The following is a 22,163-nucleotide window of genomic DNA, read 5'->3' as shown; positions in this document are numbered from 1 at the left end:
ATGAAAACTACGGGTATTCATCACATAGCTATTATTTGTTCAGACTACGAACAATCAAAAAAGTTTTATGTAGAAATTCTATGTTTTGCGATTATCCAAGAGACTTTTCGTGCTACGAGAAATTCTTATAAATTAGATTTGCGAATCAACGAAAATACTCAGATTGAATTATTTTCTTTCCCTAACCCTCCCCAAAGAGTCGGTAATCCAGAGGCTTGTGGTTTAAGACATTTAGCTTTTGCTGTTGAGGATATAGAAGAGACTGTTGCTTATTTAAAATCTCATAATGTAGATGTAGAAAATATTAGAATTGATGACTCAACTACCAGGAACTTTACAGTATCCCCTTTATCAACATCAAGCCCATCGCCTAGCGAATGAGTTAATTAAATGCCAAGTTTTAGCGTTAATAGTCAATAGTTAATAGTCAATAGTCATTGGGAATTGGGAATTGGGAATTGGGAATTGGGCATAAAAAAGTTAAAAGATTTTTTCTTTTGCCTCTTTACTTCCTTATCCCCAGTCCCCAGTCCCTCTAATTACGCTTCGTCTAAAGCAGCAATACCGGGTAGGACTTTACCTTCGAGTAACTCTAAGCTAGCACCGCCACCGGTGGAGATATGGCTCATTTGATCAGCCAAACCTACCTTTTCAACAGCTGCTACAGAGTCACCACCACCGATGATGGTGGTTGTACCAGTTTTACTGATTTCTGCTAGAGTATGAGCGATCGCTTCTGTACCAGCAGCAAATTTATCAAACTCAAATACACCCATCGGCCCGTTCCAAATCACGGTCTTACAGTCAGCCAAAGCTGCTTGGAAGACTTTTATCGAGTCAGGGCCAATATCCAAACCCATGCCATCAGCAGGAATATTTTCAATGCTGACGGTGGTAGCATTGGCATCAGGGGCAAATTTATCAGCCGATACAATATCTGTAGGTAGCAAGAAGGTGACACCACGTTCTTTAGCCTTAGCTTCCAAAGACTTCGCCAGTTCTAGCTTGTCTTCTTCTACTAGAGACTTACCAACATTCAAACCACGGGCTTTATAGAAGGTGAAAATCATCCCCCCACCGATGATTAGCTTGTCGCACTTCTCTAGTAGGGTTTCGATTACGCCGATTTTACTAGAAACCTTAGAACCGCCAATAATCGCGGCTAAAGGACGTTGGGGTTCTTCAATTGCGCTTTGCAAATACTGCAATTCCTTCTCAATCAAATAACCACCAACAGCCGGACTCAAATAATGAGTTACACCTTCAGTAGAAGCGTGGGCGCGGTGTGCTGTCCCAAAAGCATCATTTACATAAAAATCGGCATTAGCTGCCAGTTTTTTGGCAAATTCTGGATCGTTCTTTTCTTCTTCTTTATAAAAACGGACATTTTCTAGCAATAGCACTTGGCCATTTTGTAAAGCAGCCACTTTAGCAGCTGCTTCATCGCCAATACAGTCATCAGTTTTAACAACTTCTTGACCCAACAACTCAGATAGACGTTTTGCAACGGGAGTCAGGCGCAATTTGTCATCCACACCCTTGGGACGACCAAAATGGCTTGCTAGAATGACCTTAGCACCCTTCTGCGTTAAATCTTGAATGGTTGGTAGAGCAGCACGAATGCGAGTATCATCTGTGATGTTGCCTTGGTCATCCACAGGTACATTAAAATCAACCCGCACAAAGGCGCGTTTACCGGAAATATCAGCCGCAGATAAACTTGCTAAAGTTTTTTTGGACACTACCAAACCCTCCTGATTGCCTTTTTGTTATCGTTTTGAAAGTATAACCATCAAGATTTTACCGGAGTACGGGGTGCTGAGGAGAGATATATGTTCAACACAGTTTTATTTCCAATCGATCAAAGTCGGGAAGCACGGGAAGCTGCTGATGTGGTGGCTAATGTCGTGCAGAAATATCGTAGTCGTTTAGTGCTGCTATCTGTGGTGGAAGAACCCGCCGCAGATGAAGCTAAAACTGATCCAATGGTCTCACCAGAGGCGGTTGCTAAACTCTTAGCCGATGCTCAAGCTTTATTTTCTGGGCAAGGTATTCCATCGGAAATTATGGAAAAGCAAGGTAAACCAGCCTTTACTATCTGTGATGTTGCCGATGAAATTGGGGCAAATTTAATTATTATGGGCTGTCGAGGACTAGGTTTAACGGAAGAGGGTGCAACTGATAGTGTTACTACTCGCGTGATTAATCTGTCACCTTGTCCAGTGTTGATTGTGCCTTGAGAGTGCTGAGTGGTGAGTGCTGAGTGGTGAGTGCTGAGTTTTGGGTGCTTAGTGGTGCGTTGATTGAAGTTTGACGCACCGCATTCAACTGCTTTGACAAATATTACTCACTTTGCTGGACGATTAACTCGAATTAATTTTCCTGTGAAAACTTCAATTACAGCGATCGCTTCATGAATGCGTTTCGCTAGTCTTTCTAAGTTTCTATCTTCTGTGCAAATAATGATGCCAAAAATAAATATGATTAGGACTAAAGTCCTTACTACAAGCATATATATAAGAAGGGAAAGGCGATCGCTTTCCCTTCTCTGTTAATTTAAAATTTATGATTAAGCTTTTTGTGCGCCTGGTTGTCCATTTTCTACTACAAAGGAAGCTAGGGTGCTGATAGTAGCATTTTGATCAAGAATGCTGGAAACAACACGGTAATCAGTTTGCCAGTTGTCTTTAGTCAATTTGCAACGCACATAACCCCTGTAAGCACCATCAAAGAATTTTGTATGGGGATTGCTGCTGAGTGCAGCTTGTACTGGGGCAATAAAATTAGCTGGAAAGTCGGAAGAAATGGAAGTTCCGACAAACTCAGTACCTACGGTTGCTGATAGGGGATTATTAAAATCAGCTTTTAAATCGTGTACCCAACTGGAATGGATATCGCCAGTAATCACAACTGGGTTAGAAGGTTTGCGCTGTTCTAAAAAGTTCAACAACCGCTTACGCGCAGCTACATAACCATCCCATTGATCCACATTAAACAGTTGTATTCCAGGATTGGGATTAAAATCAAATTGAGCCAATATAGTTTGCTGGGCAATTACATTCCAGCGTGCTTGTGATTTTTCTAGTCCTTGCAGTAACCAATCTTCTTGTGCTGCGCCGGTCATCGTCGCTTGGGGATCTAACGCTTCATCACACAGGGGTTTTAGTCCGTCATAACAAGGTTGATCTGTACGGTACTGGCGAGTATCTAAAACATTGAACTCTGCTAAATTACCAAAGGTTAATCGCCGATACAGCAGCATACTTGATTGCGTTGGTAGGGACGATAGGCGCAACGGCATATGTTCATAGTAGGCTTGGTAAGCATTCGCTCGTCGCTGTTCAAAGGCTGTTGGACTTTGATTATCTTCAGGGGTTAAATTGGCGTAGTTGTTATCTACTTCATGGTCATCCCAAGTTACTACCCACGGAAAGTTAGCATGAGCCGCTTGTAAATTTACGTCGCTTTTGTATAAAGCATAACGGTTGCGGTAGTCAGCTAAAGTAATGATTTCCGGGCTATTATGCTGACGTGGCGCACCATTTCTGGGGCCATACTCATAGATGTAATCACCTAGATGTACAACTAAATCTAGGTCTTCCTTAGCCATGTGTTTGTAAGCTGTGTACAAACCATTTTGCCAATCTTGACAAGAGGCAAAGGCAAAGTTTAGCTGTTGAATTGAACTATCAAGTGCGGGGGCTGTACGAGTGCGACCAATGGGGCTAACTTCACTACCAACTGTAAATTGATACCAATACCAACTGTTAGGCTCTAGCCCCTGCACATCAACGTGGACAGCATGACCTAGTTGTGGTGTTGCCAAAACCGTGCCTCTCTGCACAACCTGTCTCATTTTTTCGTCCCGTGCAATTTGCCATCGCACTGGTACATTTACGGATGGCATACCGCCGCCATTCAAAGGTGCTGGTGCGAGACGAGTCCATAACACCACACTATCGGGTAGAGGATCACCAGAAGCGACACCCAGCTTGAAGGGATAGTCAGAAAACCGGCCTCGCGCCATTACAGGCTGCCATTGGCTAATTACGGCTAAACCTGTAAGAAAACTTGCACCTAGCAAAAAATTACGTCGTTTGAGCAGGCGATCGCCAATAAATTCCATACTCACTCCTACTAAGATTTAGATATGGGGGGCAATTTTTAACTTACCTTGCAATCAAGTAAAAATAACCTACCAACCTAGAATCAAAGTCTGATTAAGAAAATGTTAAGGCAGCACAAAGTTGTGATCTTTACTCATTAATTCATGCAAGCTTTTAAACGTTGTGCCAAAACTGGTACATGAGGTTCTAAAACAAACGAATAATGATTTCCTGGTACATCAATAATATTGATTTCATCTGCCGCCATAACAGAAAATAACTCTACCCAAACTAAAGTCGGATCAGCAGCCATAATATGTTTCTCTCTGGCTCGAAACACAGTCACTTTCCCCGGATATGGCTGTCTTTTATAGGCATAAGTTGCTTTCAAAGTTCCCACTAAGACATCCAAAATGCGGCGATTATTTTGACGTTCTACACCAGGAGGAAATATTTTAGCTTGTCTCGCTTTATCGATGATGTAGTTGATTTTTGCTTCTAAACTTAAATCTTGTATTTCATCAGGTGTAACTAAATTATCTTGACCAAACATTCCCCCAAATACTCTAGAAAGTACACCCACTAAATAAACATCATCAATTGGTTTTTGTTTATCTAATAAAATCGGGACATAAGAATCAAGTATTGCTAACAAAGACACTTCTTGTCCTTGCCTTTTTAGCTGCTGTGCTACCTCATAAGCGACAACTCCCCCAAATGACCAACCACCAACTTGATAAGGCCCTTGGGGTTGAAATTCACGGATAGTTTTAACATAGAGGCTGGCCATATCTTCAATTCTTGTTAAGGGTTCTTCTTCCCCATAAAATCCTTGAGCTTGCAAGCCATAAAATGGTTGTTCATTTCCTATGTAATTAGTTAATTTGAAGTAGCACAAAACATGGCCACCGGCAGGATGAATACAAAAGAATGGTTGCTTTTTACCTTGTGGTTGAATTGGGACTAAAGGTGAATGACGAATCTGATTATTAGAGTCTTGAATAACTATTGCTAAATCTGTAATAAGTGGATTCGTTAACAGTGTCGCCAGAGGTATTTCTTTAGAAAAATGTTGTTCTATTCGGGAAATTAAATGCAGTGCTTTGAGGGAATCACCACCTAAAGCAAAAAAGTTATCTTTTACCCCGATTTGTGGTAAGTTTAAAATCTCTGACCATATTTTGACTAATTGCGCTTCTACCTGATTACGAGGAGCAGCAAAATCATTATTTTCACTGAAATGAGAAATATCGGGTTGTGGTAAAGCCTTGCGGTCTACTTTTCCACTGGGAGTTAAAGGTAAAGTTTCCAACATCACAAAAGCGGCGGGAATCATAAAATCAGGTAGCTTTGATTTCAGGAAATAGCGCAAGCTATTGAGTGTTGGCTTTTCGGAATTGTAGGTAATATAAGCAATTAGTTGTTTCTCTGCTGTGTTATCAGTACGCGCAATAATTACTGCTTCTCTAACTTGCGGATGTAAAGAGAGAACATTTTCAATTTCGCCAATTTCAATACGATAGCCTCGGATTTTTACTTGATAGTCGGTTCTACCAATATATTCAATATTACCATCTGGTAAATAACGAGCTAAATCACCAGTTTTGTAGAGATATTTTGATGCAATTTTTGAATCTTTAAATGGGTTAGGAATAAATTTTTCTTCAGTCAATTCTGGACGATTGAGATAACCTCGCGCTACACCTACACCGCCAATATAAAGTTCAGCGATCGCACCGAAATCAACTGGCTGTAAATGCTCATCAAGGATGTAAATTTGGGTGTTAGCAATGGGACGACCGATTGGTACAGTTTTTAAATTACTGTGTTTTTGACACTGCCAAAAAGTGACATCAATAGCTGCTTCTGTAGGCCCATATAGGTTATGTAATTCGCAGTCCAAACGCTCAAAAAATCTATTTTGTAAATCTAAAGGTAAGGCTTCGCCACTACAAATTACTCTCTTAATGGAAGTGCATTTTTCGACACCACGACTAGCCAAAAATATTTGCAGCATGGAGGGGACAAAATGCAAAGTAGTGATTTGCTCTTGAATAATCAGATTAATAAGATAACTACTATCTCGATGTCCTCCCGGTTGAGCAATTACTAAACGTGTGCCTGTTAATAAAGTCCAGAAGAATTCCCAAACAGACACATCAAAGCTAAATGGTGTTTTTTGTAAGATACTATCTGTAGAATTAATTTGATAAGTTTCTTGCATCCACAGCAGGCGATTACATATACCTTTGTGGGTGTTCATTGCACCCTTGGGTTTACCAGTAGAACCAGAAGTGTAGATAACGTAAGCAAGATTATCTGGTTTTACGTCACTCTCAAGATTAGTATTTGGTTGTGTGGAGATTTTCTTCCATTCTGTATCTATACAAATAGTATGAGCTTGATGTTGAGGAATTTGAGTGAGTAATTTTTCTTGAGTTAGTAATACTTTTACCTGAGAATCTTCTAGCATATATGCTATGCGTTCTTGGGGATATTCTGGGTCAATTGGTATATAAGCACCGCCAGCTTTGAGAATTCCCAATAAACACACAACCATTTCTAAGGAACGTTCGACACAAACACCAACTAATGTTTCTAGTTTGACTCCCAGTGTTTGTAAGTAATGTGCTAGATGATTGGCTCTAGTATTTAATTCTTGATATGTTAATTGTTGCTGTTCAAATGTTACAGCTATGGCGTTGGGGGTGCGTTCTACTTGCGCTGTCAATAACTCATGTAAGCTTTGAGATAGGTCGTAGTCTCTTTGTGTGGCGTTGAGATTTATTTGTGTGGTTTGCATTTTTGGTGAGGGGAAGAATGTCGGTTAACGGCTTTGTGGAATTGGGGGGTAATTTACTCGCGCAGAGGCGCACCAGACGCAGAGAGTAAGAATGAAGAGACAGAGTTTGATCTCTCCTCCGCGCCTCCGTGTCTCTGCGTGAAATAAAAATTCCTAATCTCCTCCCAATTCGACTAACTTACCGATATTGAAATCTATCCGCGTCCAGCCTTTCAGTTGACGGAGATTATTCAACAACAACAGAGGAATTTGCCAGTGATGCACCATTAAGAATGGTAGGGGGTCATCTAACTGTAAAATTGCATCTGTCCCGCGCCAAATATTTAGCATCCATTTTTTTAGCTGGGTGAAGGAACGAATACCAGTCAAACGCCAAACTTCGTGATAAGTCCAGTAAGTTGGTTTGCTGGTTACTAATGGCTGTAAGGTTTCACCTATTGGTTCTGTTCCCAGATAGGCTTCTGCAACCTGGGGGTGGTTGTAGAAGGTGGTAATTGCTGAATGTGTGCGGGGGTTACACTCGATGACGTATACTTGTCCGTCCTCAGCTTGGATGAAGTCGAAGGAAATCTGTCCTGTTAGTTTGAGTTCCTTAACAAAGTGTCTCACCCATTCCACGATTTGAGGGTTTTCAACGTTTTCATAGTTGACTTGAAACGCTGATGATTCGCAGCAGCAGTGTAGTCTTAATTCCCCATCCCTCACGGTGCTGTGGGTGCAAAATTCTTCACCAGGGATAAATTCTTGCATAATCCACGGTTTTTCGGGACTGATTGGCAAACTTCTGACGAAGGCGGCTGTTTCTTCTGGGGTGGCGCAGGGAAGTTTGGTTAAATCTAAACGCCGTACTGAGTCGTAAGCAATGCTTTTGAGGATGTATTTGCGGGTCTCGCCGAAAAAGTCGAAGTTGATGACTTGTTCGCCAGAGGTAATTTTAAAGGATTTGGGTACTGATAAACCAAGCGATCGCGCTTTTTCCGCTAGTGCAAATTTATCATCCAACATTTGGGTGATATCTGCATCAAAATGAAATACTTCGCAATGACGCGATAACTCTGGTTTGGCTAGGGAGTCGTAGTAACTCCCAACTGGACTGGTGACGGGAACATAGACATCTATGTTTTCTCGTTTGACTATATCCACTAAGGCTTGGATATAGGCTTCTGAGTTTTTCTCTGGTGCGGGAACTGTATAAAATTTATCCACCGCTTGAGAAAATCTATGGCCAGTTAACCAATATTTATGGGTTTCCAGGAGGACAACCCGATGTCCAGCCGAGTGGAATGACCTTGCTAGTTGCAAAGCTTTGGTCATTTTACCGCCACTGATGAGGATATTTTTGGGGTTGCTGATTTTCGTAGTTTTGGGACGCAAAATAGCACCCAAAAACAAAGATATAAAAACGATCGCAGCGTTGACTGGCAATGCTAATAATAACAAAGCCAAAGTCAGGATATTTTGGATAATTGCGGCTATTTTCATCTCTAAACCTAGAGACGGCGTAGCAGGGGAGGAATTAAATGAAATAGATTGTGTCATAGTTTACACTCTGCGGATAATCGTCAAACCATCGCGCAGGGGAAGTAAAACCTGTTCAACACGGGGGTCGAGGGCTACGGTATGATTAAATTCAGCGATCGCTTGACCGTTGACGCTACGTTTGTGTGCAGGTAAATACACCTCTCCTTGTAGGAGTGTGTTATCGACACAGATAAAACCTTGCGGTGCTAACAAACTGGTATCCAGCAGCATTTGGAAGTAAGCTATATACTCTTTTTTATCGGCATCGATAAATACCAAGTCAAAAGTTTCTCCAGTCGCCGCTAGTTTCTCTAAGGTTGCTAAGGCTGCACCCAATTCCACACGTATCTTTGCACCGTGGGGAGATTGCCCAAAAGCTGTCTTTGCAACTTCTGCGGCGTAAGGGTCTACTTCACAAGCCACCAATACACCGTCTGCTGGCAAGGCTTCTGCCATCGCTAAGGCAGAATAACCGGTAAACATCCCGATTTCTAGGACTCTTTGCGCTTTGGTCATGTGAACAAACATCTTTAAGGTTTGTCCTTCTATATGGCCAGAGAGCATTTCCTGTTCTAGAGGTCGTACAGTTGCACCTGCGGTAAAGCGTTCACCCCAAGCTTCTATGGCTGTTATCTTTGCCAGTACAGCCAAGGCTACTGATTCTTCGGTAGTGCATTCTTCTAGATAAGGGTCGATACCTGCGGCTAACTGCCATGCTTGGTTGATTTCAGTTACCAAATCAGTCGGTAAATCTTGGTGTTGGTTGACTTCTTGAACAATGGCTTCTAACTTCTGGGTCAAGATTCCCAAGGGTGTGACAGGTCTAGCTGTCGGTGGTGCGATCGCATTACTCATGATTTAGCACTCCCTACAAGTTCTTTCTGGCTGCTGAGGGGATACATATCTACACCCTCACCACCACGAGGATAGGTGCTGCAAAGTTCTTTGTGTTCAGCTAAAGCGGCGGCTAATTCTTCTTTTGTTAGGTCATTGACGAAGTGACACTCACCGATAGGTTTTGGCATTGCAGCTCTGAGCAACCCGTCTCTAGTCAGAGTAATTGATTGGGTTGCACGCCATAATAACTCTACATCCAACAGGGGATGGTCTAGTGCTAGACCTATGCGACTCATCAATCCTAAAATGCGATCGCGTTCTTGAGTAGTAATGTAGCCTCTACGTGCCGCAATGGTGGCAGAAAAAGCCATATCAATATTGACTGCGTGACCGTGGAACATGGGTATATGCGGCGCAAGTTCCAATGTCGGACTCCAAGTGTGACCGTAAGCAATTACCCTGTCTAGGTCTAATTCATGGAGATTAGGTACTTCTAATTCCAACATCTTTTTGATAGCTTTATGGGTGACTTGATGTGCTACTTCTTGCGTTTGAGTAGCTGCGTCAAGATTGCCAAAATGAGTATGTAGTAAGTCTTCCCCGTACTTCTCCAACAACTCAAATACTTCTTTGTGAGCAACTACGGCGATTTTGACTAATTCCGCCATACCGTTGCGTACTTGGTCTGTTGGTAAAGTACCCAGGAAGGAAAAATCTAAGAAAACTTTGCGAGAAGCGTGATAAGCACCTAGACGGTTTTTCAGCTTCTTGTGGTTAACTGCTACCTTTATGGCAACACTAGCATCAATTAGTCCAATTAAGCTAGTAGGAATACGGATGTAATTACTGCTGCGTCGGTAGGTAGAACAAGCAAAACCGACAACATCTGTAACTAAACCCCCACCCACTACTAAGACTGGTTCTTTGCGAACTAATTTGAAATCTGCAAAGACATCTATAACTTTTTCAAAAGTTTGAATAGTCTTATTTGGTTCAGTGATTGTGATGGGGAACAGCGTCAATTCAATGCCATAATGCTGGAAATATTTCTGCATTTGACTACTGTAAAACTGACTCACATTTGCGTCAACAACAGCTAAACATCGCCCAAAACTTTTATAGACATCTGCAAGTTCTTGATTTTTAATAGCAAAAACTCCATCTACATACACTAAGTCATACTCAATTTTTTCGTAGCCTTCTACATGGAAAGCTGTTTCTGTAGCTTCAAACTTTGCTTGGACGATGCTCATTTTTTAGTCCTTTGGATACAAAAATAGCCTGTTTTACTGGGTTAATACACTCGTCCTAACTAGAAATTATTGGCTTCTGGTTAAGCAGAGCTTGCTGGAAATTTGCATTGTACACAACACCTTAAGTTCATAAAACAAGGCGTTGTGTAACAGTTGCTGATGATATCCAAGACTTAAATCATGCCAATGAATATTCCCAAGCTCATATGGAGTTTGCTCTTAAAGGAATAGTAATCATTATGTTAAATCTTGGTTAAACTTAGTCGCTCCTGTAATTTGGATAAGAAAACTTGCGTTAATTTTCTCTTCCTTTTAAGTTTTGGTTACTAGGCTGTAGTCAAAATAAACAGACTTTTAGCTCTAGACCTTTTGTAAAGAGTCTTGTGACAGTATCTTTAAACTGCCCGAATCACTTAAGTTTTCTTTACATTACCAAACATAACATTGTTTGTAAAATATTGGATCGATTTTTTGGATATTTTCTATAGGATATATTAGAAATTCTGAACTTTCAGGAACTTATAACCAAGCTTTTTCATACTTTTCACCTAGCACCTCAAACAAAATTAGGATTTGCTAAATGATAGATTTTGAATCTAATTCAGAGGATATTTTCCTGCAAATTGGCAGCACAGATTGACCCCAATTAAATTAAAAAAAGAGGATACTCTTGCTACATTTGATGACAGTTATAGGCTTATCTACACCAAGATAAAACACTAGAATATTTAGCGTCTTTATTTTGGTTGATACAGACAAAGAGTTATGAAATTTAAGGTGTAATTAAAGTTTCAGCAAAGATATGCAATAAAACTTTATGAATTAACCCTCATTTTTAAGCCATGAATACCATACTGAATCCAAAGAAATTACAGGCTGTAAATACTTTGGGACATGGTTTTCAGATCCATTGAGCAGATTTTATAACTGCCCGAATAGCTTAAGAGTTACTTTACATTCCTAAACATAACATTGTTCGTAAAACATTGCACCTAGACCAAAGGTATATCTTGCATCCCTACACCCAATATGGTTCGGTTAACGTTATGGGTGGGTTGGGTAGAGACGCTGCATTGCAAAGTCTCTACAGGCGTTATTACTTTGGCAAATTATCTTATCCGCAACGTATTGCCCCTACACCTGAGAATTTAAAAATTTGATGATTTTTACAGCTTCAATAGTATTAAACACTGTTTTAAGTATTATTGCTTATTGACAAATTAGATACTATACAGAATTGGGTATGATTATCCCAACTGATTAAATAAATCTGCTAACACTACATTAGAAAACAAAAACCCCTCTGGGTCGAGTAAACGTAATCTATCGTCTACAACTTCTACCCAGCCTTTGGCAAAATAAGGTTGTAAACATTGATGAATTGCTTCTATCTGCTGTTGACCAAATTTCTGGGTGAGTGCAGTTAAACTCACACCCTCAGCTAAACGCAATCCCAACATTAAAGTTTCTAATAATATTTCTTCTGGGGGTGTGACTTCACAATCAATCACACAGCCAGTTTTTACCCAGTGATAATACTCTTTAGTTGTACGGGGACGAGTGAAGCGTTTACCTTCTAGATAACTCGCTGCTCCCATACCAAAGCCGTAATAGGGTCGATTTTCCCAATAGACACGATTATGTTGACATTGATGTCCGATTTGGGCGTAGTTGGAAATTTCGTAATGTTCATAACCCGCAGATGTTAAGACTTGTTGCGCCATGCGGTACATTGTGACTGTGGTTTCATCTGTGGGTAAAGGTTTGTCTCCAGGTTGATAGTAACGACCAAAAGCAGTTCCTGGCTCAATGGTGAGATCATATATAGATATATGAGTAGGGTTAATGGCTACTGCTTTGGTGAGAGAATCCTGCCATTGATCTAAAGACTGATGCGGCAACCCAGAAATCAAGTCTATGCTAAATTCGGGAATTTGGGTTTGGTGAATTAATTCTACAGCCGCAAAAATATCTGCTACCGAGTGCGATCGCCCTGCCAATTTTAACAATTCTGCTTGCAACGCTTGTACACCCAAACTTACACGATTTACGCCCGCGCTACGATAGCCTGTAATATGCTCTAAATCGAATGTTCCTGGGTCTATTTCCATAGAAATTTCCATGTCAGCAGTCAGACCAAACCGCTTCTCTAGCACCTCTAGAATTTTTTGTAACTGAGGCGTGGATAGCAATGAGGGAGTCCCACCGCCGAAGAAAATTGTTTTTAAAGGTTGACCAAAGGCTGGGGAAGTAGAAATTTCTTGACAGAGCATCTCAACGTATTGAGAGATAGTACCAGACGTTTCCCCCCGCGAGTGATCGCCCACCACAAACACCGGGAAATCACAATAAAAGCACCGCCGTCGGCAAAACGGAATGTGTACATAGGCAGAACTGACAATGCTAGAGTTATTAACTTTTGGCATATTAATGAAAAAATTCACTTAATTAACAGAAAATTAGAAATAATGAAAATGCGTAGTTTCTTTACAACTTTCTATCGGTTTTTAACAAAACTATGAAAAATATTAAGAGAAAGCACTTTAGTTATAATATTTGCAGACATTCCCTGCATCAAACCCTAGTCTAAGTAAATATTGATTAGTTTCTCTCAAGGAGTAAATTTACAATATTGGATTCGATTAGGTAAAACAGTCGCAGGAATACATCATAACCATGCTTGATGCCATTATCATTCTCTCATTTATCCTGGCAGTAGCAGGCATCGGGTTCTACAGCACCGATTTACTACCCACTGGGTCATTAGATCGCGTTACGAATCTGGACGCTCTACGCCTAACTGTTGCAGTTTTTGCCGCCATCATTGGCGGTGCGATCGGGCTGAGTTTTCAAACAAGTTACCGCCGCTTAGAAACCCAAGTCCGAGAAATGCCTCTGGAAGTAATTTTAACCCGTGCTATTGGCTTAGTCATTGGGTTATTGTTAGCAAACTTAATGCTAGCACCGCTATTTTTACTGCCCATTCCAGCAGACTTTAGTTTTATTAAACCACTAGTAGCAGTGGTTGGTAGTATTATCCTATCCGTTACCGGCATGAATTTAGCCGACACCCACGGACGGGGTTTATTGCGATTTATTAATCCTAATACTGTTGAAACAATGGTAGCGGAAGGGACACTCAAACCCGCTAGCACCAAAGTTTTAGACACCAGTTGTATTATTGATGGTCGGATTGAAACACTACTAGAAACCGGATTTCTAGAAGGCCAAATCATCGTTCCACAGTTTGTCTTACAAGAATTGCAGCAAGTCGCTGATGCGAGTAAAGACCAAAAACGGGTGCGGGGAAGGCGTGGACTAGAAATATTGAACCGCGTTAAGGAATCATATCCAGATCGAATTATTATCAACCCATCTGATTATGACGATATTCCTACGGTAGATGCCAAATTAGTGCGCTTTGCCCAAGAAATTAACGGCACACTCCTCACCAATGACTACAACTTATCTAAAGTTGCCAGCGTGCAGAAAGTGCCAGTGTTAAATGTGAACGACTTAGTAAACGCTGTCCGTCCTACCTATTTACCCGGAGATAATCTCGACCTCAAAATTCTCAAAGAGGGTAAAGAACCCAGCCAAGGTATTGGTTATTTAGACGATGGCACAATGGTTGTCGTCGAGGAAGGTAGAGGCTATGTAGGTGGTGAACTGCGGGTAGTAGTCACCAGCGCACTGCAAACCACAGCCGGACGGATGATTTTCGCCAAACCCCAAGCTTCAGCATTGGCGTGAGGGAAATGTCTGTTGGAAATAGAGTTAAACTATGCAATCGGTGCAGTCAACCTGCACCGATTTTGTATAGGGTCAAAATTGAAGCAGGTGGAGAGTCAATACTTCTCGGTTAGAAAACTTAAAATGATTTTACTCACGAAGTTCTCAGGTTTTTAGCCATGTTACCCTCCACTAATTTTGGCAATAAATAAGCTTAACCGAGAGGTATTGGGTGGAGAGTGGGTTTTTGTCTGTCCTGAATGTTGGACTGATGCGAGTGAGAATAACCCATTTTACGTTTATGGTGGAACGTGGAAAGCTCAGAAGCGCAAGAAGTATTAGTCTGTCAAGAAATAATTGATGAATAGATAGATATTCTGTAGACACGGCGATTGATCGCGTCTCTCCAACCGTCAAAGTAGGTTTAACAGAACAGTAGAGATGATAAAAATTGTGATGATTTTCCTCGCTTATTCTAGATTATGATAATTAATTTAACTGTCTATAATAAGCAAAAGTTTTATATTAGACTACTTAATACCCATAAAACATAAGTATTCAATTATACTAAAAGAAATTTTGGGAGACTTAAAAGAAAATTGACACCAGATGTATAATGAGCGCGTCTCCTCCTGCATGAAAATATGAATTTTAGACTCGTCGGCTTTCTGTTTCCTGTACCTTGATAAGCAGCATATGTGGCAACAAGAAAAACAAGATAGTGGGATAGTCCGTCTGGCATTATTGCTAGCCTTAACTACCTCTCCCGTAGCAACAAACCTTTTAGTGTCCGCCTCAGTGCTGGCACAATCTGGAACTGAAACACCCTCTTTCCCATTGCCACAAACTGTGGTAGATGGGACTACGGTGAAGATTGATGGTTCTGGTGGCTTTGCTGCCTTTAATCAAAACTTGCAACAGAGTTTTGAGCAAAATTTCTCTGGTACAAAAGTGGCAGTTGCCGCCAATGGAACGGAAGCGGCGATTAAAGCTCTGTTAGATGGACAAATCGACATAGCGGCAATTGGTCGAGGCCTGACTCCACAAGAAAAGGCTCAAGGTTTGGAACAAGCTCGATTGCACCGAGAAAAAATTGCGATCATAGTAGGAGCAGACAATCCCTTTAAGGGCAGCTTGACTGATCGGGAATTTGCCAGAATTTTCCAGGGAAGAATTACCAGATGGTCACGATTGGGAAACGCAAACGGTAAGATTCGGGTAATTGATCGCCCAGATAATAGCGGCACACGGGAAGCACTGAGTAACTATCCCGTGTTTCGAGGTACTAAGTTTGCTACAGGCGCGACTGCTACCCAAATAGCACAGGATGACACCGCAGAAATTGTTAAACAATTGGGTAAGGATGGGATTAGCTATGCCAGAGCTAATCAAGTATCAAAAATCCCTGGTGTACGTGTTCTGAAGTTACATGACACTTTACCAGATGATCCGAAGTATCCTTTTTCTCAGCCTTTTGTTTACGTTTACAAAAAAAATCCGAGTCCTGGCGTAGCAGCTTTTTTGGGATTTGCTTTAGCACCCCAAGGACAGCAGGCTATAGAAGCAGCGAGAATAGCTGAGGCAGAAGCGATCGCTAAAGGTGAATCATCAGTATTTCTCACAGCTACTAATCCTACTAGCACTCCGGAAACAACACCAACCGCTACTACAGAAGCCGCAGCAGCCACTAATTCCCCCACAGAGGAAGTTACCTCTGCGCCCTTGACGATAACTACACCAGCTGCCACAGCTTCTCCTTTTTTGGATAGTAACAGCACTTCTACAGTAAATAACATCACTCAGCCATCAGTGATAGCACCTCCTGAAAATCCCCAGACCGATGGACGAAACTTGCTGTGGTGGTTGCTGTTACCCATAGGTGCTATTGGTGGATCGCTAATGTGGTTTATGCGGCGACCGTCAGCATCTGGGGAAGAATCTACTCTGAATGACTCAGCGTCGGGGACTCTAGCCCATGCAGACAAAAGTTCAGATATTAAAGACAACGTAACTCAATCGCCCCTACCCCTACCGCCTGAGTTAGAGCAATCTCCTTGGGATATGGAAGCACCAGCTGCTATCGTGAACACTTCCTATCCGCAAATCGTAGAAACTGGCAATACTCAAGATGTGACAAATGAGACTCCAGAGACTTTATCGAGTGAGTCAAATATTGAGGCGGAAGTTACTGCTAGCCCGGAAATAGAAACCAGCATCTGGGCTATGACTGAAGAGCCAGAAACTAAGGGTGCAGGAGAATTATCAACACCAGCAATGACGGATGCACCTGTTGATATAGATGTAGATGTGACTCAAGGCAATTTAGACATCGTAGATGAAGAATTAGCTGGTGATTTCAATACGGAATTGCCCCAGCCAGATGCAACCAATATAGAATCTATCTTTGAGCAGTCGGAAGCTACTACTGAATTAGCAGTCACAGACACATTTGCTGATGTGCCAGTTGTGATACCTGGCGATTTAGACACGGCAGATGAGCAGATAGAATGGTCTAGCGAAACCCAGCTAGACGACGCAACCGATATTGATATTACCTCCCTATTTGATGAGACAGATGCTACCACTGAGTTAATTGCACCTCAATTATCTGATGAGGATGGGGAAGATTTACCGACTGTTCCACCCCAGTTGGCCGAGATTCCAGAAGATGCGTTGAATTTGGTGGCAGATGAGGCTGAACCACCCGATTATGAGACACTTGAAGAAACAGAATATACTCCTCCAACTAATTTAGAAAATTTAGCTGGTAGTGCAGCAGCACTAGGTTTAGGCATTGGGGCGGCGGCGGTGGGTATTTATGGGATTCAGGATACTCCTGACCCAGAAACAACAGATACCACAGGAGAAAGTTTACCAACAGTGGATGTAGTACCTGCCAACGTCGCAAATAACGACGAAGAGAGCAGTATTTTTCTCAAACCCCGTAGCCCGGAATGGGCTTATGTTTCTTGGTATGTTTCTCACGGCGATCGCCAGCAAATGCGAGATAATGGCATCTCACAATTAGCATTGCGACTTTATGATGTGACAGAAATTGACTTGAGTTATCAAGACCCCTCTTTGGTACAGCAGTACGAATATGAAGCAGCTATCACTGATAGCTATGTATCGATTCTAGAGAGCGATCGCAACTACATGGTAGAAATTGGTTATATAACAGCAGGTGATCGCTGGGTGAAAATAGCTCGTTCCGATGTTGTGCGTGTCTTCAGTCGTCCTTACATAGAAAATCTAGTTGTAGATGACTCCATAGAAGATGAAGAAAGTCAAATTTTCTTCATCTCTCGCACTCCTAAATGGGCTTATGTTTCCTGGCAAATTTCTGAGATGCGTCAACAAATGTTGCGGGATGCGGGTATTTCTCAATTGGCACTACGGCTGTATGATGTCACTAATATCGACCTGAGTTATCAAACTCCCCCATTAATACAGCAATATGAATGTGAAGAAATTATTCGCGATCGCTATATAGCAATTCCCCATAGCGATCGTGATTACATGGTAGAAATTGGCTACTTTACCGATGGGGAAAGTTGGGTAAATATAACTCGTTCAGCTAATGTTCATGTCTTTAGTCGTCCCTACGGAGACTTTTGGTTTGTAGCTGATGCTGAGTTAATTATCCACGGAGCAACAGAACCGGGTGCAACAGTCAATATCGCGGGTAAACCTATCACACTCAAATCAGATGGTACATTCCATCTACGTGTTCCCTTCTCAGAAGATTTAATTGATTACCTCATCACTGTATCGGCTGCTAATGGGAAACAAACTACTAGCCTGCACAAGAAGTTTTCTCAGGAGACTTCGGAAAGCTAAATTTGCTTGACTTCTGTGTCTTTGTGGTAAGTATAAATTAATTTAAACCACAGAGACACTGAGGCACAGAGGTTACTCATTTTTTCTGTTTTAAAGTATCGGTGCAGTATTGACCGATGCCCATTTTAAATTTTAAATTTTGGATTGTTAAAATTTCTGACCTGTGGTGAATTCTAATCTTACTTCTCCTTGGTCGCTTACTCCTAAGTCACCACGCAATATGCCAAAGGGTGAACTGAGGCGCATTCCTAAGCCGTAGCCAAAACCGCTTCCGGGTTTATCTCGCACTAGTCCAGGTTCTCCGATGACGGTTTTACCAGAACCGAAATCTGAGGCGAAGTCTGTAAATACAACTCCACCAATGTACTCAATAATCGGGAAACGATATTCTAAAGACGCTAAACCATAACTACGACCACTAGCAAGTTCTCCGTAACCATAACCTCGTACAGAATTTGCACCACCAAGGTTAAACGCATCGGCTGGAGGAAAATCGCCAAGGATTGTACCCAGTTGGAAATTTACAGCTATCATTTCGGGAGTGTCAGAAAACTTATCATTACCTAGCCAATTGACTGGTAGATACTGAATGTAGTTTCCTTGTAGTCGGTTGCTAGAAATATTACCTAATCCTATGGGAATTGCTTGGGCGGTGCTGAGGGTGAGGATTGATCCTTGTCTCGGATTGTTGCGGCGATCGCGTTGATCTCGATTTACACTAAAAGATACAGTAAATAAGTCATCAATCCCCTTACCACTGACAGAAAGCTGATTTCCTAATTCATCTTCTGGGACGACATCATAATCTTGGTTACGCAGACTAATTCTGGTGTAGTTAAAACCTAAAGCTGTATCCCAATCCTCAGAGGAACGCAACAAGGTGAAAGAACCGCCAAATCTACCTTCCCGGATTCGATCACCGTTGGCTAGTCTGATATCATCATCGAACACTGGAGATAATTTGCGATCGCGAAAAACTTTGAGACTATAACCAAAGCGTTCTGGTTCTGCTGCACGGTAAGGACTAATAAACTGGCTAGAATATTGAACATCTTTGCCGCTAACTTGAACTGTAGTGTTTAATTGGTCATTGACACCACTGATATTCGCATCTAGATAGCGTACTTGACCGTAAAGCCCGATATCACTGTTACTCCCCGCACCAAAATTCCAAGTGGGAAAGCGTCGTTCTTTGATATCGTAGACGATGCTGACACCAAGGCTGTTTTCTTGGGGAAAAGCCCTAACAAAATCCACAGATTCTAATGTCCGCAATCTTTGTAAGTCTGTTTCTAGTACATCTTCCCGGAATACTTCACCTGGTTTGAGTTTTAAAATACCCAGAAGAAAGTCTCTTTGTGTACGTCCTCGAATCGGTTTTCCTTGGTCATCAATCGACCTACCCCGTTCATCAATAAAGCGAATTTGAATATCTCGGACAATTCTCTGGGAAAACTCAATCGTTGTGGGTACTTCTACATAACCTCCATATTTAGCATACCCATTAATTTCTACAGCACTAATCCCGTGTGGAATATCTGCTGGTGAGTTCGCTAGGACTAGCTGTTCCCATCCCAGCAATATCCCCACGATAAAAACTACAACTGTTGAAATACGCATATCGGCAACAAGTTACTGTGACTAATTTTGCCTTAAATCTCCAGTGTAAGCAATTACCCAGTACAAATTAGGTTAATTACTTAGATAGCGATCGCCTCTGGTGGGCGGTTACGCCAACGCAAATTAATGCCGTTTTGAGCAATTATTTGCTACTCAGCAAAATTCATTGAAAAAAGCAAGGTTTGCAGATACTCAATTTATTCATTAGAATACCAAAGTTTGCATTTTATTTTTTGTATTTTGAATTACTAGTATGAGTTGACAATTTCCTCGATTCTGCAAAAATCAATCCATTTGTGATCTTAGAGGATTTGTAACAAACCCTCTAGAAATCTACTGATTGACAGCTAGCATTTCATCCCAGTAATTCCGAAGTGAAAAGTTAAGTTTTTAACCGATGAGTCTACCATTTAATTCGCCGGAATCTTCAACTATCTCCCGTCGCACTTTATTAAAGGTGTTTGGTATAGGTGCAATTGCAGGGGTTACGGGTTACTCCCGGTTTACCAAGCCTAAACCAGCAGTATTTCAACAAGATACTCTCAATTTACCAAGGACATTGAACCAATCGAAAAGTGTAGTAGTGATTGGTGGAGGTTTGGCAGGTTTAGCTTGTGCTTATGAATTAAGTCACAGGGGATTTACTGTCACCCTATTAGAAAAATCTCCCCAACTTGGAGGCAAAATTGCTAGTTGGCAAATAGAAGCGGCTGGTGAAACCTTTATGATGGAACATGGCTTTCATGGCTTTTTTCCGCAATATTATAATTTAAACAGCATAGTTACAGAACTAGGCATAAATGATAATTTTCAATCTTTAAATTTCTATGCCGTTCTTTATCGTGGTGATCAATACAAGCCGGAAGTATTTCGCCCTAGTAGTTCAGCCTTTCCTTGGAATATTATCGATTTAGCGATCGCTTCTCCCAATCGCTTGCAATGGGGAATCAATTTAACTAAAATCAAACATCTACAAGTATTCCAAGCCATTACAGGATTTCAGCGAGAGAAAAACTATCAACGCTTTGATAATATTTCGGTTGCTGATTGGGTAGCAACCGAATTTCCTCAAGGTTTATATGATTTGTATTTTCTCCCCTTTGCCAAATCTAGTTTAAATGCACCCGATATGATGAGTGTGGGAGAACTCATGCAGTTCTTCCATTTTTATTTTTTTGGCAACCCCGAAGGCTTGGCTTTTAATGGTACTAAAGATGATATGGGGACAAGTTTAATTCAACCCATGATCAAATCAATACAAAAGCAGAAAGGGACAATTTTTACTGATGTAAAAGTGAGTGAAATCGTCGCTGAAAATGGTAAAATTCACAGCTTAAAATATTATTTAGGTAGCAATCAGCTTCATGTACCTTTTTGGGTACACCCTAACTCAGTTATATCTGATAAAAACACAGAATACTTCGGTGCAGCAGATGAAGTTTTTGCTTTAACCTCTGGTAGTCAAGAAGCAATTTCTTTAACTTGTACTCATCAAGGTTGTACTGTCAAAAAAGCCGCAGACGGAAAGTTTCATTGTCCTTGTCATGGTGCAGTATTTGCTGCTGATGGTAAAGTTTTGAAAGGCCCCGCTCAACGCAATTTACAGAAGTTGCAAGTTGTGAATAAAAAACATGATGAATTGCAATTAGTAGCAATAAATTCTCACTCACCTGCTCCACAGACAATCACCGCAGATTATTATGTCTTTGCTACTGATGTGCCGGGAGTTAAACAACTATTTAAGCAGATTAGTGGCGATGTTGATCAAACCGTGCGATCGCAAGTAGAAAAACTGAGTATCGCTGATCCTTTTGCGGTATGTCGTTTCTGGTTTGACCGCGACTTTGAATGGAAACAGAGTAATTTTACGTCCCTATCTGGTTACCAGTTAACCGATAGTATCACTCTATATCATCGCATCCAACAACAATTCATTGATTGGTCACAACGCACTGGTGGTAGTGTCGTTGAGTTACACGCTTACTGTTATAAAGAAAAAGAATTTCCCAGCCAAGAAGCTTTGTTCACCAGCTTTGAAGAAGAACTATATGAGATAGTTCCTGAGTTAAAGCAAGCCAAGGTACTACATCGAGAATTGGTAAATCAACGTAATTTTTCTGGTTATCCACCTCATAGTTATGCAGACAGGCCAGAAACTAGTACAGATATTACTAATTTATTGTTTGCTGGTGATTGGGTAAAAATGCCCTTCCCCTGCGGTTTAATGGAACGTGCAGTTAGTAGCGGATTAATAGCAGCCAACGAGATTTTACATCGCGAAGGTTTGCAGAGGCGATCGCTTCTATCAGTCAATCCAGAGGGACTACTGCAAATATGACTATTCTAAATCCAAGATAAAATAAAACCTCCTAGCAATGATGTGAGCTAGGAGGTTTTATTTAAAAGTAGAACCTGGCACTGAGCGATTGTGGCGGGAGGCAACCCTCCAAC

At 41.3% G+C, this 22,163-nt stretch carries 15 protein-coding genes; 6 read left to right on the top strand and 9 right to left on the bottom strand.

The window, feature by feature from the left end; translation table 11 throughout:
• Complete coding sequence (locus tag ACM0OR_RS15365) at nucleotides 1-381, top strand: VOC family protein (RefSeq protein ID WP_414577165.1); 381 nt, start codon at nucleotides 1-3, stop codon at nucleotides 379-381.
• Nucleotides 382-539: 158 nt separating this feature from the next.
• Here ACM0OR_RS15365 and ACM0OR_RS15360 read toward each other — a convergent pair whose 3' ends face one another.
• Nucleotides 540-1,742 (bottom strand): phosphoglycerate kinase, encoded by a 1,203-nt coding sequence (locus ACM0OR_RS15360; RefSeq protein WP_414577163.1) that lies wholly within the window; start codon nucleotides 1,740-1,742, stop codon nucleotides 540-542.
• A 90-nt stretch (nucleotides 1,743-1,832) separates the two neighbouring features.
• Here ACM0OR_RS15360 and ACM0OR_RS15355 point away from each other — a divergent pair, with 90 nt between their 5' ends.
• A complete protein-coding gene (locus ACM0OR_RS15355) occupies nucleotides 1,833-2,240 on the top strand; it encodes a universal stress protein (RefSeq protein WP_414577162.1) in 408 nt (135 codons plus the stop codon).
• Nucleotides 2,241-2,347: 107 nt separating this feature from the next.
• Here the strand turns inward: ACM0OR_RS15355 and ACM0OR_RS15350 are convergent, their stop codons facing one another.
• The 6 genes from ACM0OR_RS15350 to ACM0OR_RS15325 all read right to left on the bottom strand — a co-directional run bounded on the left by ACM0OR_RS15350 (nucleotide 2,348) and on the right by ACM0OR_RS15325 (nucleotide 10,520).
• The gene (locus ACM0OR_RS15350; RefSeq protein WP_414577161.1) at nucleotides 2,348-2,512 is read right to left on the bottom strand and encodes a hypothetical protein; all 165 of its coding nucleotides are present in this window, start codon (nucleotides 2,510-2,512) and stop codon (nucleotides 2,348-2,350) included.
• Nucleotides 2,513-2,569: 57 nt separating this feature from the next.
• Nucleotides 2,570-4,126: an alkaline phosphatase D family protein gene (locus tag ACM0OR_RS15345; RefSeq protein ID WP_414577159.1), complete on the bottom strand. Its 1,557-nt coding sequence runs from the start codon at nucleotides 4,124-4,126 to the stop codon at nucleotides 2,570-2,572.
• A 137-nt stretch (nucleotides 4,127-4,263) separates the two neighbouring features.
• Nucleotides 4,264-6,909 carry an amino acid adenylation domain-containing protein gene (locus ACM0OR_RS15340; protein ID WP_414577157.1) on the bottom strand — a complete coding sequence of 882 codons (2,646 nt, stop codon included), beginning with the start codon at nucleotides 6,907-6,909 and terminating at the stop codon, nucleotides 4,264-4,266.
• Between the two features lie 153 nt (nucleotides 6,910-7,062).
• Complete coding sequence (locus ACM0OR_RS15335; protein ID WP_414577156.1) at nucleotides 7,063-8,448, bottom strand: ATP-grasp domain-containing protein; 1,386 nt, start codon at nucleotides 8,446-8,448, stop codon at nucleotides 7,063-7,065.
• 3 nt (nucleotides 8,449-8,451) lie between these two features.
• Nucleotides 8,452-9,285 carry an O-methyltransferase gene (locus tag ACM0OR_RS15330; protein ID WP_414577154.1) on the bottom strand — a complete coding sequence of 278 codons (834 nt, stop codon included), beginning with the start codon at nucleotides 9,283-9,285 and terminating at the stop codon, nucleotides 8,452-8,454.
• On the bottom strand, nucleotides 9,282-10,520 hold the full coding sequence (locus ACM0OR_RS15325) for a sedoheptulose 7-phosphate cyclase (RefSeq protein ID WP_414577152.1): 1,239 nt from the start codon (nucleotides 10,518-10,520) through the stop codon (nucleotides 9,282-9,284). The genes ACM0OR_RS15330 and ACM0OR_RS15325 overlap by 4 nt, the downstream gene beginning before the upstream one ends.
• A 986-nt stretch (nucleotides 10,521-11,506) precedes the next feature.
• Here ACM0OR_RS15325 and ACM0OR_RS15320 point away from each other — a divergent pair.
• Nucleotides 11,507-11,680, top strand: a complete 174-nt coding sequence (locus ACM0OR_RS15320; protein WP_414577151.1) for a hypothetical protein — start codon at nucleotides 11,507-11,509, stop codon at nucleotides 11,678-11,680.
• Nucleotides 11,681-11,767: 87 nt separating this feature from the next.
• Here the strand turns inward: ACM0OR_RS15320 and hemW are convergent, their stop codons facing one another.
• Nucleotides 11,768-12,946, bottom strand: coding sequence for a radical SAM family heme chaperone HemW (gene hemW / locus ACM0OR_RS15315; RefSeq protein ID WP_414577149.1), 1,179 nt, complete (start codon nucleotides 12,944-12,946; stop codon nucleotides 11,768-11,770).
• 250 nt (nucleotides 12,947-13,196) lie between these two features.
• Between hemW and ACM0OR_RS15310 the strand changes: the two genes are divergently transcribed.
• Both ACM0OR_RS15310 and ACM0OR_RS15305 read left to right on the top strand, forming a co-directional pair.
• The gene (locus tag ACM0OR_RS15310; RefSeq protein ID WP_414577148.1) at nucleotides 13,197-14,273 is read left to right on the top strand and encodes a PIN/TRAM domain-containing protein; all 1,077 of its coding nucleotides are present in this window, start codon (nucleotides 13,197-13,199) and stop codon (nucleotides 14,271-14,273) included.
• A gap of 675 nt (nucleotides 14,274-14,948) precedes the next feature.
• A complete protein-coding gene (locus tag ACM0OR_RS15305; protein ID WP_414577146.1) occupies nucleotides 14,949-18,092 on the top strand; it encodes a DUF4912 domain-containing protein in 3,144 nt (1,047 codons plus the stop codon).
• Between the two features lie 147 nt (nucleotides 18,093-18,239).
• Here the strand turns inward: ACM0OR_RS15305 and ACM0OR_RS15300 are convergent, their stop codons facing one another.
• The gene (locus ACM0OR_RS15300) at nucleotides 18,240-19,712 is read right to left on the bottom strand and encodes a BamA/TamA family outer membrane protein (RefSeq protein WP_414577145.1); all 1,473 of its coding nucleotides are present in this window, start codon (nucleotides 19,710-19,712) and stop codon (nucleotides 18,240-18,242) included.
• A 397-nt stretch (nucleotides 19,713-20,109) separates the two neighbouring features.
• Here ACM0OR_RS15300 and ACM0OR_RS15295 point away from each other — a divergent pair, with 397 nt between their 5' ends.
• Entirely contained in the window at nucleotides 20,110-22,050 is a 1,941-nt protein-coding gene (locus ACM0OR_RS15295; RefSeq protein WP_414577144.1) for an FAD-dependent oxidoreductase, read from the top strand.
• Nucleotides 22,051-22,163 lie beyond the last annotated feature (113 nt).

The sequence above is a fragment of the Anabaena sp. CCY 9402-a genome, from assembly GCF_963920945.1.
Classification (GTDB): Bacteria; Cyanobacteriota; Cyanobacteriia; order Cyanobacteriales; family Nostocaceae; genus Trichormus; species Trichormus minutissimus.
Note: the sequence above shows the minus strand (reverse complement) of the source record. Positions and strands in the feature narration are given on the sequence as shown.